The sequence below is a fragment of the uncultured Winogradskyella sp. genome (assembly GCF_947498345.1).
Classification (GTDB): Bacteria; Bacteroidota; Bacteroidia; order Flavobacteriales; family Flavobacteriaceae; genus Winogradskyella.
The window spans coordinates 96,141-109,011 of the sequence record NZ_CANMJY010000005.1 but is presented as its reverse complement, the minus strand read 5'-3'; the positions used below and the strand labels follow the sequence as shown (position 1 = coordinate 109,011).

General features: G+C 30.9%; 16 protein-coding genes. 12 read left to right on the top strand and 4 right to left on the bottom strand.

Annotated features, from left to right (window positions below):
• Window positions 1-21 precede the first annotated feature (21 nt).
• Window positions 22-1,071, bottom strand: coding sequence for a response regulator (locus Q0912_RS08275; RefSeq protein WP_299113945.1), 1,050 nt, complete (start codon window positions 1,069-1,071; stop codon window positions 22-24).
• Complete coding sequence (locus Q0912_RS08270; RefSeq protein WP_299113942.1) at window positions 1,071-2,951, bottom strand: PAS domain S-box protein; 1,881 nt, start codon at window positions 2,949-2,951, stop codon at window positions 1,071-1,073. Before Q0912_RS08270 ends, Q0912_RS08275 begins: the two co-directional genes overlap by 1 nt.
• Window positions 2,952-3,091: 140 nt before the next feature.
• Between Q0912_RS08270 and Q0912_RS08265 the strand changes: the two genes are divergently transcribed.
• The 12 genes from Q0912_RS08265 (at window position 3,092) to Q0912_RS08210 (ending at window position 11,064) form a co-directional block, all read left to right on the top strand.
• Window positions 3,092-3,454, top strand: a complete 363-nt coding sequence (locus tag Q0912_RS08265) for a hypothetical protein (RefSeq protein ID WP_299113940.1) — start codon at window positions 3,092-3,094, stop codon at window positions 3,452-3,454.
• Between the two features lie 148 nt (window positions 3,455-3,602).
• Entirely contained in the window at window positions 3,603-4,211 is a 609-nt protein-coding gene (locus Q0912_RS08260) for a WG repeat-containing protein (protein WP_299113938.1), read from the top strand.
• An 11-nt stretch (window positions 4,212-4,222) separates the two neighbouring features.
• A complete protein-coding gene (locus Q0912_RS08255; RefSeq protein ID WP_299113936.1) occupies window positions 4,223-5,305 on the top strand; it encodes an HlyD family efflux transporter periplasmic adaptor subunit in 1,083 nt (360 codons plus the stop codon).
• Window positions 5,302-6,564: an FtsX-like permease family protein gene (locus Q0912_RS08250; RefSeq protein ID WP_299113934.1), complete on the top strand. Its 1,263-nt coding sequence runs from the start codon at window positions 5,302-5,304 to the stop codon at window positions 6,562-6,564. Before Q0912_RS08255 ends, Q0912_RS08250 begins: the two co-directional genes overlap by 4 nt.
• Window position 6,565: 1 nt before the next feature.
• Window positions 6,566-7,240 (top strand): ABC transporter ATP-binding protein, encoded by a 675-nt coding sequence (locus tag Q0912_RS08245; protein ID WP_299113932.1) that lies wholly within the window; start codon window positions 6,566-6,568, stop codon window positions 7,238-7,240.
• Window positions 7,241-7,333: 93 nt separating this feature from the next.
• The gene (locus Q0912_RS08240) at window positions 7,334-7,789 is read left to right on the top strand and encodes a c-type cytochrome (protein ID WP_299113929.1); all 456 of its coding nucleotides are present in this window, start codon (window positions 7,334-7,336) and stop codon (window positions 7,787-7,789) included.
• Window positions 7,790-7,943: 154 nt separating this feature from the next.
• The gene (locus Q0912_RS08235) at window positions 7,944-8,402 is read left to right on the top strand and encodes a CDP-alcohol phosphatidyltransferase family protein (protein ID WP_299113927.1); all 459 of its coding nucleotides are present in this window, start codon (window positions 7,944-7,946) and stop codon (window positions 8,400-8,402) included.
• A gap of 82 nt (window positions 8,403-8,484) precedes the next feature.
• A complete protein-coding gene (locus Q0912_RS08230) occupies window positions 8,485-8,940 on the top strand; it encodes a pyridoxamine 5'-phosphate oxidase family protein (RefSeq protein ID WP_299113925.1) in 456 nt (151 codons plus the stop codon).
• Window positions 8,941-8,945: 5 nt separating this feature from the next.
• Window positions 8,946-9,719 (top strand): GNAT family N-acetyltransferase, encoded by a 774-nt coding sequence (locus Q0912_RS08225; RefSeq protein WP_299113923.1) that lies wholly within the window; start codon window positions 8,946-8,948, stop codon window positions 9,717-9,719.
• A 14-nt stretch (window positions 9,720-9,733) separates the two neighbouring features.
• Entirely contained in the window at window positions 9,734-10,105 is a 372-nt protein-coding gene (locus tag Q0912_RS08220; RefSeq protein ID WP_299113921.1) for a nuclear transport factor 2 family protein, read from the top strand.
• Window positions 10,106-10,202: 97 nt separating this feature from the next.
• On the top strand, window positions 10,203-10,682 hold the full coding sequence (locus tag Q0912_RS08215) for a hypothetical protein (protein WP_299113919.1): 480 nt from the start codon (window positions 10,203-10,205) through the stop codon (window positions 10,680-10,682).
• A gap of 13 nt (window positions 10,683-10,695) precedes the next feature.
• The gene (locus Q0912_RS08210; RefSeq protein ID WP_299113917.1) at window positions 10,696-11,064 is read left to right on the top strand and encodes a spore germination protein GerW family protein; all 369 of its coding nucleotides are present in this window, start codon (window positions 10,696-10,698) and stop codon (window positions 11,062-11,064) included.
• A 62-nt stretch (window positions 11,065-11,126) separates the two neighbouring features.
• Here the strand turns inward: Q0912_RS08210 and Q0912_RS08205 are convergent, their stop codons facing one another.
• Window positions 11,127-12,125: an MlaD family protein gene (locus tag Q0912_RS08205; RefSeq protein WP_299113916.1), complete on the bottom strand. Its 999-nt coding sequence runs from the start codon at window positions 12,123-12,125 to the stop codon at window positions 11,127-11,129.
• 2 nt (window positions 12,126-12,127) lie between these two features.
• Window positions 12,128-12,871 carry an ATP-binding cassette domain-containing protein gene (locus Q0912_RS08200; protein WP_299113914.1) on the bottom strand — a complete coding sequence of 248 codons (744 nt, stop codon included), beginning with the start codon at window positions 12,869-12,871 and terminating at the stop codon, window positions 12,128-12,130.

The following is a 12,871-nucleotide window of genomic DNA, read 5'->3' as shown; positions in this document are numbered from 1 at the left end:
AGTCATTTAAACGTAGATTTTCTAATTAATTTGTTTTAGAGCTTCTAAATCTAGTACAACTATATTTCTACCTTCAGATTTAACAATTCCTTTATTCTTAAAATTAGTTAATGTTCTAATGAAAGTTTCTGTTGCTATACCAGCCACACTAGCTAGATCATTTCTAGATATCTTAATAGGGTCATCGGGTTTGCGGTTAATTTTTTCTGCAAATTGTATAATGGTATTGGCAGTTCTTTTATTTACAGAGCTATAGGCCATTTCTAAAAGCTGTTCTTTAAAGTTTGATATGTTATCCGTTAAAAGATCTATTAGTGCAATTACCACCTTATGATTGTCATTTAATATTTTGGTGAGCTGTATAATTGAAATACCAACAAGTTTAGTATTCTTTATAGCTTTTGCCGTTTCTCTATGTGGCAGGTTGTGCGTAAAAGATGTATAGCCAAACAGATCATCTTCTTTATACAATCCGGTAGCCAATTCCTTTCCTTGGGTATCTAATTTATGGCATTTTACAGCACCTTCTGTAATGAGGTATATAAAATTAGAATGCTCACCCTCTCTGTAGATAATATCTTCTTTATTAAATCTAAACTCCTCTCCATAATCATCGAAAAAGTTTTTCAAATCATTTAATGAGCATAATTCATCTTCTTCCAAATAGTTATTAACGTTATCTTGGCCTTGCTCTTTTAAAATACTGGCTTTGGCTAATCTACTCTTTATAGCACTTATTAATTCGCCTTCAGTAAAAGGCTTAGTAATGTAGTCGTCTGCACCTAGATTCATACCTTTTCTAACATCGCTGTGTTCTGTTTTTGCAGAAAGAAAAATAAAAGGAATGTGTTTAGTCTTATTGTGTTTAGATAAGCGATTTAATACTTGATAACCATCTAATTCTGGCATCATAATATCGCAAACAATGACATCTGGTAAATGCTTTTTTGCATCTTTTAGCCCTATTTTTCCGTTTGGGGAAGTTATCACGTTGAAGTCTGAGAGTTCCAATAGCTCTGCAGTATTTTCCCTTAACACGGTATCATCTTCTATAAGTAAAACTTTAGTCATTAGATCTTGTTATTTGGAATTTTGAGCATAACCAATGTACCTTTATGTTCCTGGCTTTTTAAAGTTATATGACCGCCTAAATTTTCTAAATGTGTTTTTACAATATTTAAACCTATACCAGTGCCTTGCATGTTTAATACATTTTCTGCTCTATAATATCGTGTAAAAACATTTTCTATATCCTCTTTAGGTATTCCGATACCTTGATCTTCAATTTCAAAAACAGTAAACACTTTATCCTGATTTATACGAATATCAATTTCAGAATTTTCACCTGAATATTTCACGGCATTTTGAATTATGTTAGATAGTATCAACTCTATAATTCTCTCATCTTGATGCATAATGATATCATCTATATTATCAGGGTAATTAATACGTTGTCCTTCTTTAAGTAGCATATTAGCATTATAAACAACCTCATTAATTACTTTACTTAATTTAAAACTAGAATATTTATAGTTGAAAGTACCAGACTCTAATCTTTCAATAGACAAAAAATCATTCAAAATTGTGTTGAGGTAATGGACTTTATCTTTAATAATATTTAAATGTCTATCTCTTTTAGACTGTTCTTCTGTTAGTTTGTATTTTTCTAACAGCATTGCAGATGTTGAAATACCGCTTAAAGGTGTTTTAAACTCATGTGATACCAAAGATAAAAACTTTGTTTTTAGTTCATTTAGTTCTTTTTCTTTGCTTAATGCGATTTGCAATTGCTCTGTTCTTTCATCAACTTCTCTTTCTAATTTAGAGGTATATTCTTTCTGCTCAGTTATATCTAAGATTATGGCGACAAAAACTTGTCTTTCGTCTAAGTTAGATAATTGTAAGTGGACATATACAGGGTAAGTGGATCCATCTTTTCGTTGATGTTTGGTCTCAAACTCTAATCGTTTTTCTGCATTATTTAATAATGGTTTTATATACAATTCATTAAACTGAGTTTTGTTATACGCAACCTTTAAATCTAAAGGAGTCATTGTTTTTAGTTCTTCGATTGAGTAACCAAGATTTTTTTTAGCACCTCTATTTACATTTATGAACTTTAAAGTATTGGCATCAAAAACATAAATTTCATTTAAAGATTCATTAAAAATTGTTGCTAAATGGTTGCGTTCTTCTTCAGCTCTTACACGCTCTGTGACGTCGTTCTGTATACCTATGTAATTGGTAACTATTCCTCTTTTATTTGTTATTGGTGTTATGTATAAATCATTCCAAAATAAGCTACCATCTTTTTTATAGTTTCTTAAAGTAACCAAGCAACTTTCTCCTTTTTTTATAGCAGTTCTTAGCTTATTTAATACTTTTTGATCCCTATCATTACCTTGTAGAAATCTACAGTTTTTATTGAGGATATCTTCATCAGTATATCCAGTAAGCTCGGTAAACGCCTTATTGTAATATATTATGGGATTATCTGGCTTTAGAGCATCCGTTATTAATATTCCATTACTTGCAGACTCTAAAGCTTTACTCCGTAGCATAAAGTCAAATTCGCTTTCCTTTTGTTTTGACATATCTTTGACCAATGCCATTACATAAGTTTTGTTATATATTTTAAAAGGGTTAAGTTCTACCTCGACAGGAATAATATCTCCAGACTTTTTAAGACCATAGAGGTCTGTAGTTCTGCCCATTTTACGACGCTTGTGTTTATCTATAAAGTTTTCTGCATATTTTTTATGTGTTTCGTGATAATTTGATGGTATGAGGATATCTATAGGTCTCCCTTTTATTTCACTTTTATCGTAACCAAACACTTGCTCAGCGACATTATTTATTTCCATAATGTGCTGCTTCTCGTCGATAATTATAACGGCTTCAGAAACGGTTTCTAGTAGAATATTGAATATTTCCTGATCTTGTCTAATCATGGTGGGTAGAAGTAAAGTATTCTATTAAATATACAAAATTTGTATTGATTAATTTATGATTATGATCAATATCATTCTTTAAATTTATTCATTTAAATACTTTAGATAAGTATTAACTTTTTAGACTTTTACTTTTAAAGATGACAGACGAATTACTAGAGCATATTGCTCATCTATTTTATGCCATAGCAAAAGCAGATAAAAAACTTTCCTTTGAAGAATATGTTACGTTAACTGAAGTTTTAGAACGGAATTGGCAACATATAGATGATACCAATATTTTGCTTATACGAAATACATTTAACGCATTGCAAAAACAAAATGCTCTCTCAGAATTATGCTTCAATAAATTTATAGCATACTTGCAACATAATCCAAAATACTTCACTGAAGAATTAAAATCCCTAATATTAAAGACCGCTAATAAAATTGCCTATGCATTTGCTGGCATTAATAAATCGGAGTTAACCTATATGGCTAAATTGAGCTTAGAATTTAAGTAAGCATCATCATAAAATTTGCCCTAATGCAATAATAAATTCTATATAGCTTGTTTTAACAGGTTTTTAGGCATTTATAATTGACCAATATCATTTTATAAAATCTGCTTTGGCGTTAGATTTACCTTACTAATGATTAAAGCTCTATATTATGAAAAAGTTAATAGTTTTTTTAGTGTTTCTTACTGTAATACCTATGATTACAACATCACAGGAACTTGATGATATCGATTTTATTTCACCTTTTAATGATGGGCTTTCTGCTATACAAAAAGGTGGGAAATGGGCTTTTATAAATGAAAATGGTGACATGGTTATTGATTATAGAGATGATCTGGTATTAACTGTTTTTAATGATAATAGCTATCCAATCTTCAATTCTGGTAGATGTATAATTGTAAAGATAGAAGAAGGTATATCTTATTTTGGGTATATAGATAAATCAGGGAAAACGATTATTGAACCACAATATTTAAATGCTACGAATTTTAACAATGGCTTAGCAATAATACTAGAACTTCATAAAAACATTCTCGGTAGAAACGACATTTTAGATAAAAAGATTGTTGATTATAGCTATACAGAATCTGCCATAAATATAGATGGGGAAATTATACATTACTTATCAGATAAGCCAACTCATATTACCTTATCTAAAGATTATATGAGGAAGCCGCCAAAGATTAAAACAAAATTTATATCAGAAAAGCTTGTTGCTACTCAAAACAAGGATAATAGCTGGTCAATTAAGAAAGTATAAATTCAAGATATATGCGGCTGACCAAATTAATCTTAGTATTAGTATGTTGCCTTTCGTGTACAAATTATTCTGAAAAAACTCTACCTAAAGAACAAGAATTAATAGAATCTGTATACGCATCAGCAACTGTACAACCAGATAGTTTATATCAAGTATACGCTTCGGTTTCTGGTATTCTAGACAACACCCTAACAGAAGAAGGAGAATTGGTGAGAAAGAACCAAGCACTTTTTCAAATTATTAACAATGCTCCAAAGTTAAATACATACAATTCAAAACTTTCTTTTGAATTGGCAAAACAAAATTATTATGGTAATGGTACAGTTTTAAATAGTATAAAAGATGAGATTAACGCAACAAAGCTAAAATTCAAAAATGATTCGATTAACTATTATAGACAAGCAAATTTATGGAACCAAAATATAGGTTCTAAAGCCGAGTACGATTCCAAAAAACTAAGCTTCGAATTATCCCAAAGTACACTAAATCAACTTCAAAATAAGTATCAAAGAACTGAACAAGAACTTAGAACAGCTTTAAAACAAGCTCAGAATAATTACCAGTCTTCACTAATTAACACTAAAGATTTTACAGTTAAAAGTAAAATTAAAGGTAAGATCTATGCTATATACAAAGAACCTGGAGAAATTGTCACTACAATAGAGCCGTTAGCTTCAATAGGCAGTTCTATAAATTTTGTTATTGAATTATTAGTGGACGAGGTTGATATTGTTAGAGTTAATAACAATCAAGAGGTTTTAATTACCTTGGATGCCTATAGCGGTAAAACATTTAAAGGAAAAATATCTAAAATATATCCCGACAAAGACAAACAAAATCAAACCTTTAAAGTAGAGGCTATTTTTAAAACCCCTCCAAAAATCTTATATCCTGGGCTTTCTGGCGAAGCCAATATTGTTATCACTAAAAAGAAAAAAGTATTAACCATACCAAAGGCTTATATAATAGATTCTGATAAAGTAAAAACAGACAATGGGGAAATAATAATAACTACAGGTCTACAAAACATGGAGTATGTAGAAGTCCTTTCTGGACTTACAAAAGATACTTATATATATAAACCAAAAAGATGATCAATTGGAAAGTTATATTGCATATTGCCAAAACCCATTTGCTCACCAAAATTAAGCAAACGGCAATAGCCTCATTAGGGGTCACTTTTGGAATAGGATCTTACATTACTTTAGTATGTTTTATGACTGGTCTAAATGGAATGTTAGATGATTTAATTTTAAATCAAACGCCTCATGTTCATATTTACAACGAGATAGAACCTTCAAAGATTCAGCCCGTATCTGTATTTAATAATCTCGAAAACAGCTTCAATATTGTACATTCTATAAAACCAAAATTAAGCCAAAAAAAAATCCATAACGCCATACCTATTATTGATTATTTAAACTCTAATAGCAATGTTCGTGGAGCTTTACCTCAGATAAAAACCCAAATATTTTATATAGCAGGCTCCATAGAATTAGGAGGTAATCTTACGGGTATTAATCCCATTGATGAAGCTCGCCTATTTAATATGGGAGATTACATTGTAGAAGGCTCTGCTGAAGATCTATACAATACCGATAATAGTATTTTGTTAGGGATAGGTATTGCAAACAAGATGGCTTTAAAAATTGGGGATCGTGTTTCTGTAAGCCCTATAAATGGTGGCAATTTTCCTTTAAAAATTGTAGGTTTTTACCAAAGTGGTATTGCAGATTTAGATGATATTCAAAGCTTTGCTAATATTAAAACAGTACAACGTATATTAGGTAAAGCCAACAATTATATTACAGATATTAATGTAAAACTTCACGATATAGAGCATGCTGTTCCTTTAGCCAAAAACATTGAGCAACAATTCAATCTTAAAGCGATTGACATTAAAACCGCCAACGCACAGTTTGAAACAGGTACAACCATTCGAAACCTAATTACTTATGCGGTTTCTATAACACTTTTAATCGTAGCAGGATTTGGTATATATAACATTTTAAATATGCTTATTTATGAAAAAATGAATGATATCGCCATACTAAAAGCTACGGGGTTTTCTGGTCGTGATGTACAGCTGATATTTATGAGTCAAGCCATGATTATTGGCTTTGTTGGAGGTATTTTAGGTTTGCTTATTGGTTTTGGTTTGGCAAGTTTAATTGGTACAGTTCCATTTCAAACGGAAGCATTGCCAACAGTTGAAACTTACCCTATAAACATGAATCCTTTATTTTTTGTTATAGGATTTTCATTTGCTATGTTTTCAACATTTCTTGCAGGGTATTTACCGTCAAAAAAAGCTAAAAAAATTGATCCGGTAAGGATTATAAGGGGACAATAATATGAGCGTAGTTTTAGAAGCAAAATATATAAACAAATATTTTAAGAAACCTGTGTTGTTTCATGTTTTAAAGGATATCTGCTTTAATGTAAAACAAGGTGAATTTACTTCTATTATGGGTAAGTCTGGTTGTGGAAAATCTACCTTGCTATACATTCTATCAACTATGGATACAGATTATGATGGCGAGTTGTATCTTAACAACGAACTTATTACTGGACGAGATAGGCAATATCTATCTTATCTAAGAAATAAGCATATTGGGTTTGTATTTCAGTTTCATTACTTACTTTCGGAGTTTTCGGTCTTAGAAAATGTAATGCTTCCTGCCAAAAAACTGGCAGAAAAGTCATTGCAGGAGATTGAATATGACGCTATGCAAAAATTGAAAATGTTGCATATAGACCATCTATCGAAAAAAAGAGCATCTCGCGTTTCTGGTGGTGAAAAGCAACGTGTGGCTATTGCACGAGCATTAATAAATAACCCTTCAATAATCATGGGAGATGAACCTACAGGGAATTTAGATAGCCATAATGCAGAAAATGTTTTCAATATTTTTAAAGAACTTAGTGAAGAACAAGGTTTGTCATTGCTTATAGTAACGCATGATAAAGATTTTGCGAGTAAAACGGATCGAATTATTCAAATGGGAGATGGCAAAATTTTAGTTTAAAAATCTTTATTAGTAATTTCTTTTACTGATAAAAGTCATTGTGATATTTACTGTTAATAAATACATTCACATTTAACTTTAAAGTATTTAATCATGAAAAATTTAATATTTTTTGTCGTTGTACTATTTGTTTATAGTTGTAATAATGCAAACAAGTTGACAGACATTACACAAAACGAAACAGAGGATGTTTATACTGTACATCCAGGAAAAAAACTAATGGAAAATCAATGTTATGCTTGCCATAATCCAACTACAGAGCACAGCAATAGAATTGCACCACCAATGATTGCAATAAAAAAACATTACATTAATGATAAAATCAGTAAAGATGAATTTATAAAAAGCATGCAATCATGGGTAGAAAACCCTAATAAGGCTGACGCAAAGATGTATGGTGCTGTGAGGCGTTTTGGTATAATGCCAAAAGCTTATTACAAAAAAGAAGATATTAAACTAATAGCAGACTACATCTATGATAATACCATTGAACAACCAGATTGGTTCGAAGCACATTACAAGCAAAAAGGTAGAATGTCTGGGAATTAAGTATTAGATTATATATTAAGCTGATGAGTAATGTTAACCTTTAAGAATTTTAATATTGCCGACTGGTTTTCGTTTTATCGTATATTGGCATCTCCAGTTTTATTGGTACTTATATGGTCGAATCAACAATTAATCTTTTGCCATTTTGTTGTTTGTGAGTTATACTACAGATGCCATTGACGGCTATTTGGCAAGAAAACTCAATATTACAAGTTCAAGAGGTTCTCAACTGGATTCTATTGGTGACCAAATTACATTTACAGTTGGATTAATAGGTTTATTTCGTTTTGAAACAGATTTCATAACAACCAATCTTGTTTTAATCATTATAGCCTTTATGCCATATATTATACAAATGCTAATTGCCTATTTAAAATATGGAAAGGCTACAGCATTTCACACTTATTTAGCCAAAGCATCAGCAGTTTTGCAAAGTGTTTTCATTTTATGGGCCTTATTTATAAACCCTGAGTATTTACTGTTCTATATTATGATTGGTGTAGGATTTTTAGAAACCGCAGAGGAAATTATACTGATTTTTATGCACAAAAACTGGGTGTCAGATGTTAAAGGAATCTATTGGATATATAGAAATAGAAAAAAACAGCAATAGAATCAATTTTGCTTAACTGATTGAAATCATAGTTTTCTCAATACTTTATTAATAGCTTCGTTTTAATATTATACCTAGAGTCATGATTAGAAGTCTAAGTGAAACAGAAAGCTTAAACATATTACAATCTAACTATATTGGTAACCTGTCTTATATCTATAGGAATAGACCTTTTATAGCGCCAATAACTTATTACTTTAATAAAGAAAACGATGAGATTATTGGCTATTCTGCAGAAGGTCATAAGGTTATGGCTATGCGCAAAAACATAAATGTGTGTCTTAATGTTTCTGAAGTAGATTCTGTTAATGACTGGATATCAATATTAGTTCATGGGCGTTTTACTGAAATTAAAGGAAGTGAAGCTAAAGCTAAACTTCATGAATTTTCACTTGGTGTAAAAGACTTAATTATCAATAAGGAACATAGAAAATTAGATTTTATTAGTGAATTTTCGAGCAAGATATATAAAGATGATCTGCCAGTTATTTTTGTAATTAAGGTTGAAGAAGTCACAGGAAGAATGAGGAAAACCTAATTATGATGGAGACACTAAAAATTACCAATGTTACACCAAAAAATGTAACTGAAGAAACGCTTTTTTGTATTAAGGATATTAAAAACCCAGGCTTTGATAGTAAGCGCAAGTGGTTTGAGAAAAGATACAAAGTAGGGTTGAGACTCAAAATACTAAAGGACGAAGTTGATAAAATGATAGGTTTTATTGAATATATACCAGCAAAAGATGCGTGGCGACCTATAGATGTCAGCAACTTTATGTTTATCCATTGCATAGTTGTTTATTCAAAAAAAGATAGGGAATTAGGTTATGGTTCTCAATTAATTAGTGAAGCAGAAAAAGAAGCAAAAACTAAAGGGATGGATGGCTTGTGTGTAATGACCAGCAAAGGCTCTTGGATTGCTGACAAACGCCTTTTTGAAAAAAATGGTTTTAAAGAAATTGATAAGAGAGGAAGATTTGAGCTATTAACAAAAAAATGGAATGAGAACTCAGAAAATCCTAAACTTTTAGATTGGACCATGCAGCAAAAACATTATCAAGGTTGGCATTTAGTTTATGCAGATCAATGCCCCTGGCACGAAAAATCAGCTTATGATCTTTTAAATACGGCGATGGATTTTGGTATTGACTTAAATTTAACCAAGATAGATACTGCAGAAGAAGCTAAAAAAGCACCATCTGGCTTTGGGGTTTTTAGTTTGTTGCACAATGGTAAACTTATAGAAGATCACTATATAAGTGCTACCCGATTTAAAAATATATTGAAAAAGGAGTTAAAAAGGAGAGCTAGGTAAACAAATTTCTCTTTATGAAAAATGTACACCCAAACATCTCAATTTTAAAACAATTTGACCCAGCTAATATTACAGCTAATTCTAATATCATAGCTAAAGATGCAGTCTTCCATTATTTTAATCCGTTACTACCTGATTTTCAAGGAGACTATATAGGTATAAAGGGTTTTGAGGAGTTCTTCAAAAAAATGGCAGTATTAACCAGAGGTACTTTTAAGGTTAATCCAATTTCTATATCACCTGTTGGAAATGAACTTGTTGTTGTGCATACTCAAAATACGCTTGTTATCGAAGACCAGCATATTAACACTGAAGTCGTCGTTGTCTGGCGTATTGTAGAAGGTAAAATTAAGGAAGTGTGGGATATCCCATCAGTTTATACTTAATTTATAAGCTGTGAAATAGTATAGAATTGACTTTAAAGTGATGAATATCATTGTGCTACAGCTCTACTTTATGTTCCTTTGAGGAAAACATTAAGTCATGTTATTAACTATATTTATTGTGCTTTTTGTATCATTTGTTATCTATCTCTTATTGATGCCAATTATTATAGTTATAGATACAATAAGCGGTAAGTATTATATACAGTTAAAAGGCTTAGCTAAAGCGAGTATAGTATATGACGAAAAAGAAATATTAAAAATAAAACTTAGAGCGTTTTTTTTAAACTTCAACTTTTATCCATTTAGAGTAAGGTTATCCCCTAAACAAAGTAAAAAACCAAAAAAATCCATGGATTTTAGAATTGGCTTAAAAATTATAAAGTCCTTTAAAGTAAAGCAGTTCTATTTAAACCTAGATACAGGCAACTGTATTACCAATGCAAAACTGTATCCGTTTTTTGCCTTTTTAAACTATTACAAAGGCGGTTACAATATCAACTTTACAGGACAAAACACATTACAAATAACTATTGAAAATAGACCCATACGCATAATTAAATCATTTATTAATTTTTAAAAAACTATAAATTATGGAATTACATTTAGAAGAATTATTAGGGAAAATCACAGATTTTATGAAAGCCGAAGCCAATGCGAAAACAGTTATTGGCGAAGAATTTCAACTAGGCGAATTTAAATGTGTGCCTGTTATTAAGGTAGGCATGGGATTTGGTTCTGGTGGAGGAGAAGGTTCTGAATCTAAAGGCAAAAAAGGTGAAGGCATAGGTGCAGGGGCTGGAGTTGGTATAGAACCTCTTGGATTTTTAGTAACTAGAGAAGACGAAATTTCTTTTATTGAAGCTGGTAAAGCTCACGGATTATCTGCTGCTTTTGAAAAAGTACCAGACTTAATTGAAAAGCTAGCAGCAAATAAAAATAAAGAAGCTATGGCGAACTAGAAATTGTAATAATTAAAATCTGAATTTCAAAACTGAGCAGCACAAATTATTATTTAGGTTGCTCAGTTTGTTTTTTCAGTCTTTTTTGCTTCTTTCTTTTCTTGACGTTCCAATTTTCTAAAATAGCCACGCGTTAAAAAATTGTGTTTTAAAGCTTCCATATTCTGATTAAATTTATCAGTTCCTTCATTAATGTTTTTTAATGTAGATTTTAGACTATTAACCAAAGAGGTGTCGTTAACAATATAGTTGTATGCCCCATCACTTGTAGCAAATTCGTTAACGACTTTATTTATATTATTTAAAACGCTATCAATTTCATTACTGGAAGCTTCTAAATTACTTACAACGGTTTTTAATTGACTTCCAGAAATAGTATCGTTTAAGATCATCCCTAGAACAGTATCGTCGTTTGATTTGATTGATGAAATAATGGTATTTAATTCATTAATTGTATTAGTAGCACCTCGACTTGCCATTTTCAAGTTATTTACAGATTGTTTAAGGTCTTGTGCCATAATAGTATCATTTAATAACAAACCAACGGTTCCGTCTCCTTCTAACATGGCTGTTGTTATTTTTAGTAAATCTGAGGTTAAAATTGCAGCATTTTCTGAGCTCACACTTAAAGTACTTAATATATCATCAGCCCCAATCTTACTGAAAGATTCAATAATATCTCCATTACTTATTGGGCCTTCAATACCTTTACCAGGTACAATATTTACTATCATATTACCAACCAAACCATCAGAGCCTATTGTAGCTATAGCATCTTTTTTAATATGAGTGATTATCTTCTCATCAATCTTCATATCTATTTTTATAGTAGAATCATTTATCATGGTAATATCCTTAACCGTTCCTATATCAATACCAGAGTAGCGTACGTTATTTCCTTTTTGTAGACCATTTGCATTTTGAAAATAAGAACTTATAGTAAATGTTTTTCTAAACATATCTTGACGCTGACCAATGAGGTAAACAGCCACTATAAATAGAATAGTACTTATAATAACAAAGAGTCCTAAACGAATTTTTTGTGAGTTTGTATTCTTCATAATTAATGTTTAAAAAATGCTTTAATTTTTGGGTCATCTGATGCTGATAGTTCTTTATAAGTACCAACAGCGTAATCTATCCCGTCTATAAGTAATATCATTCTATCCGAAATTACTCTTGCGCAATCCACATCGTGTGTAATAATAAGTGATGAAGTATTGTATTTTGTTTGAATATCTTTCATTAAGATGATGATTTCCTTAGCTGTAATTGGGTCTAAACCACTTGTTGGTTCGTCGTACAAAATAATTTTAGGCTTTAATATCAATGTGCGTGCTAATGCTACACGACGTTTCATACCACCCGAAAGTTCAGAAGGCATTAAATCTATGGCATCTGCTAGCCCAACATTTCCCAAGGCTTCTACAACAAGCTTTTCAGTATCAATGTCTTTGTCAAATTTTTTGGTATGACGTCTTAAAGGAAACTCTAAATTTTCTCTTACGGTCATAGAATCGTATAGAGCACTACCTTGAAACAAAAATCCGATATCTGCTCTAAGAATATCTAAGCTTTCTTGATTTAAGGTCGTAATGTCATTACCCATTACAGTAATTATACCTTTATCAGCTTCCATTAAACCAACCAAACATTTTATCATTACTGATTTTCCAGAGCCCGATTTTCCCATAATGACCAAATTTTCACCTTTATGCAAGATCATGTTGAACCCATTAAGCACATGATTATTGCCAAAGCTCTTATATAAATCTTTAATTTGAAGAACAACAGGTTGTTGTTTCAT

Bases quoted from the DNA above. Each gene is read 5' to 3' on its own strand.
- Q0912_RS08275 (WP_299113945.1), bottom strand. From the start codon at position 1,071: ATGACTAAAGTTTTACTTATAGAAGATGATACCGTGTTAAGGGAAAAT.
- Q0912_RS08270 (WP_299113942.1), bottom strand. From the start codon at position 2,951: ATGATTAGACAAGATCAGGAAATATTCAATATTCTACTAGAAACCGTT.
- Q0912_RS08265 (WP_299113940.1), top strand. From the start codon at position 3,092: ATGACAGACGAATTACTAGAGCATATTGCTCATCTATTTTATGCCATA.
- Q0912_RS08260 (WP_299113938.1), top strand. From the start codon at position 3,603: ATGAAAAAGTTAATAGTTTTTTTAGTGTTTCTTACTGTAATACCTATG.
- Q0912_RS08255 (WP_299113936.1), top strand. From the start codon at position 4,223: ATGCGGCTGACCAAATTAATCTTAGTATTAGTATGTTGCCTTTCGTGT.
- Q0912_RS08250 (WP_299113934.1), top strand. From the start codon at position 5,302: ATGATCAATTGGAAAGTTATATTGCATATTGCCAAAACCCATTTGCTC.
- Q0912_RS08245 (WP_299113932.1), top strand. From the start codon at position 6,566: ATGAGCGTAGTTTTAGAAGCAAAATATATAAACAAATATTTTAAGAAA.
- Q0912_RS08240 (WP_299113929.1), top strand. From the start codon at position 7,334: ATGAAAAATTTAATATTTTTTGTCGTTGTACTATTTGTTTATAGTTGT.
- Q0912_RS08230 (WP_299113925.1), top strand. From the start codon at position 8,485: ATGATTAGAAGTCTAAGTGAAACAGAAAGCTTAAACATATTACAATCT.
- Q0912_RS08225 (WP_299113923.1), top strand. From the start codon at position 8,946: ATGGAGACACTAAAAATTACCAATGTTACACCAAAAAATGTAACTGAA.
- Q0912_RS08220 (WP_299113921.1), top strand. From the start codon at position 9,734: ATGAAAAATGTACACCCAAACATCTCAATTTTAAAACAATTTGACCCA.
- Q0912_RS08215 (WP_299113919.1), top strand. From the start codon at position 10,203: ATGTTATTAACTATATTTATTGTGCTTTTTGTATCATTTGTTATCTAT.
- Q0912_RS08210 (WP_299113917.1), top strand. From the start codon at position 10,696: ATGGAATTACATTTAGAAGAATTATTAGGGAAAATCACAGATTTTATG.
- Q0912_RS08205 (WP_299113916.1), bottom strand. From the start codon at position 12,125: ATGAAGAATACAAACTCACAAAAAATTCGTTTAGGACTCTTTGTTATT.
- Q0912_RS08200 (WP_299113914.1), bottom strand. From the start codon at position 12,871: ATGAAACAACAACCTGTTGTTCTTCAAATTAAAGATTTATATAAGAGC.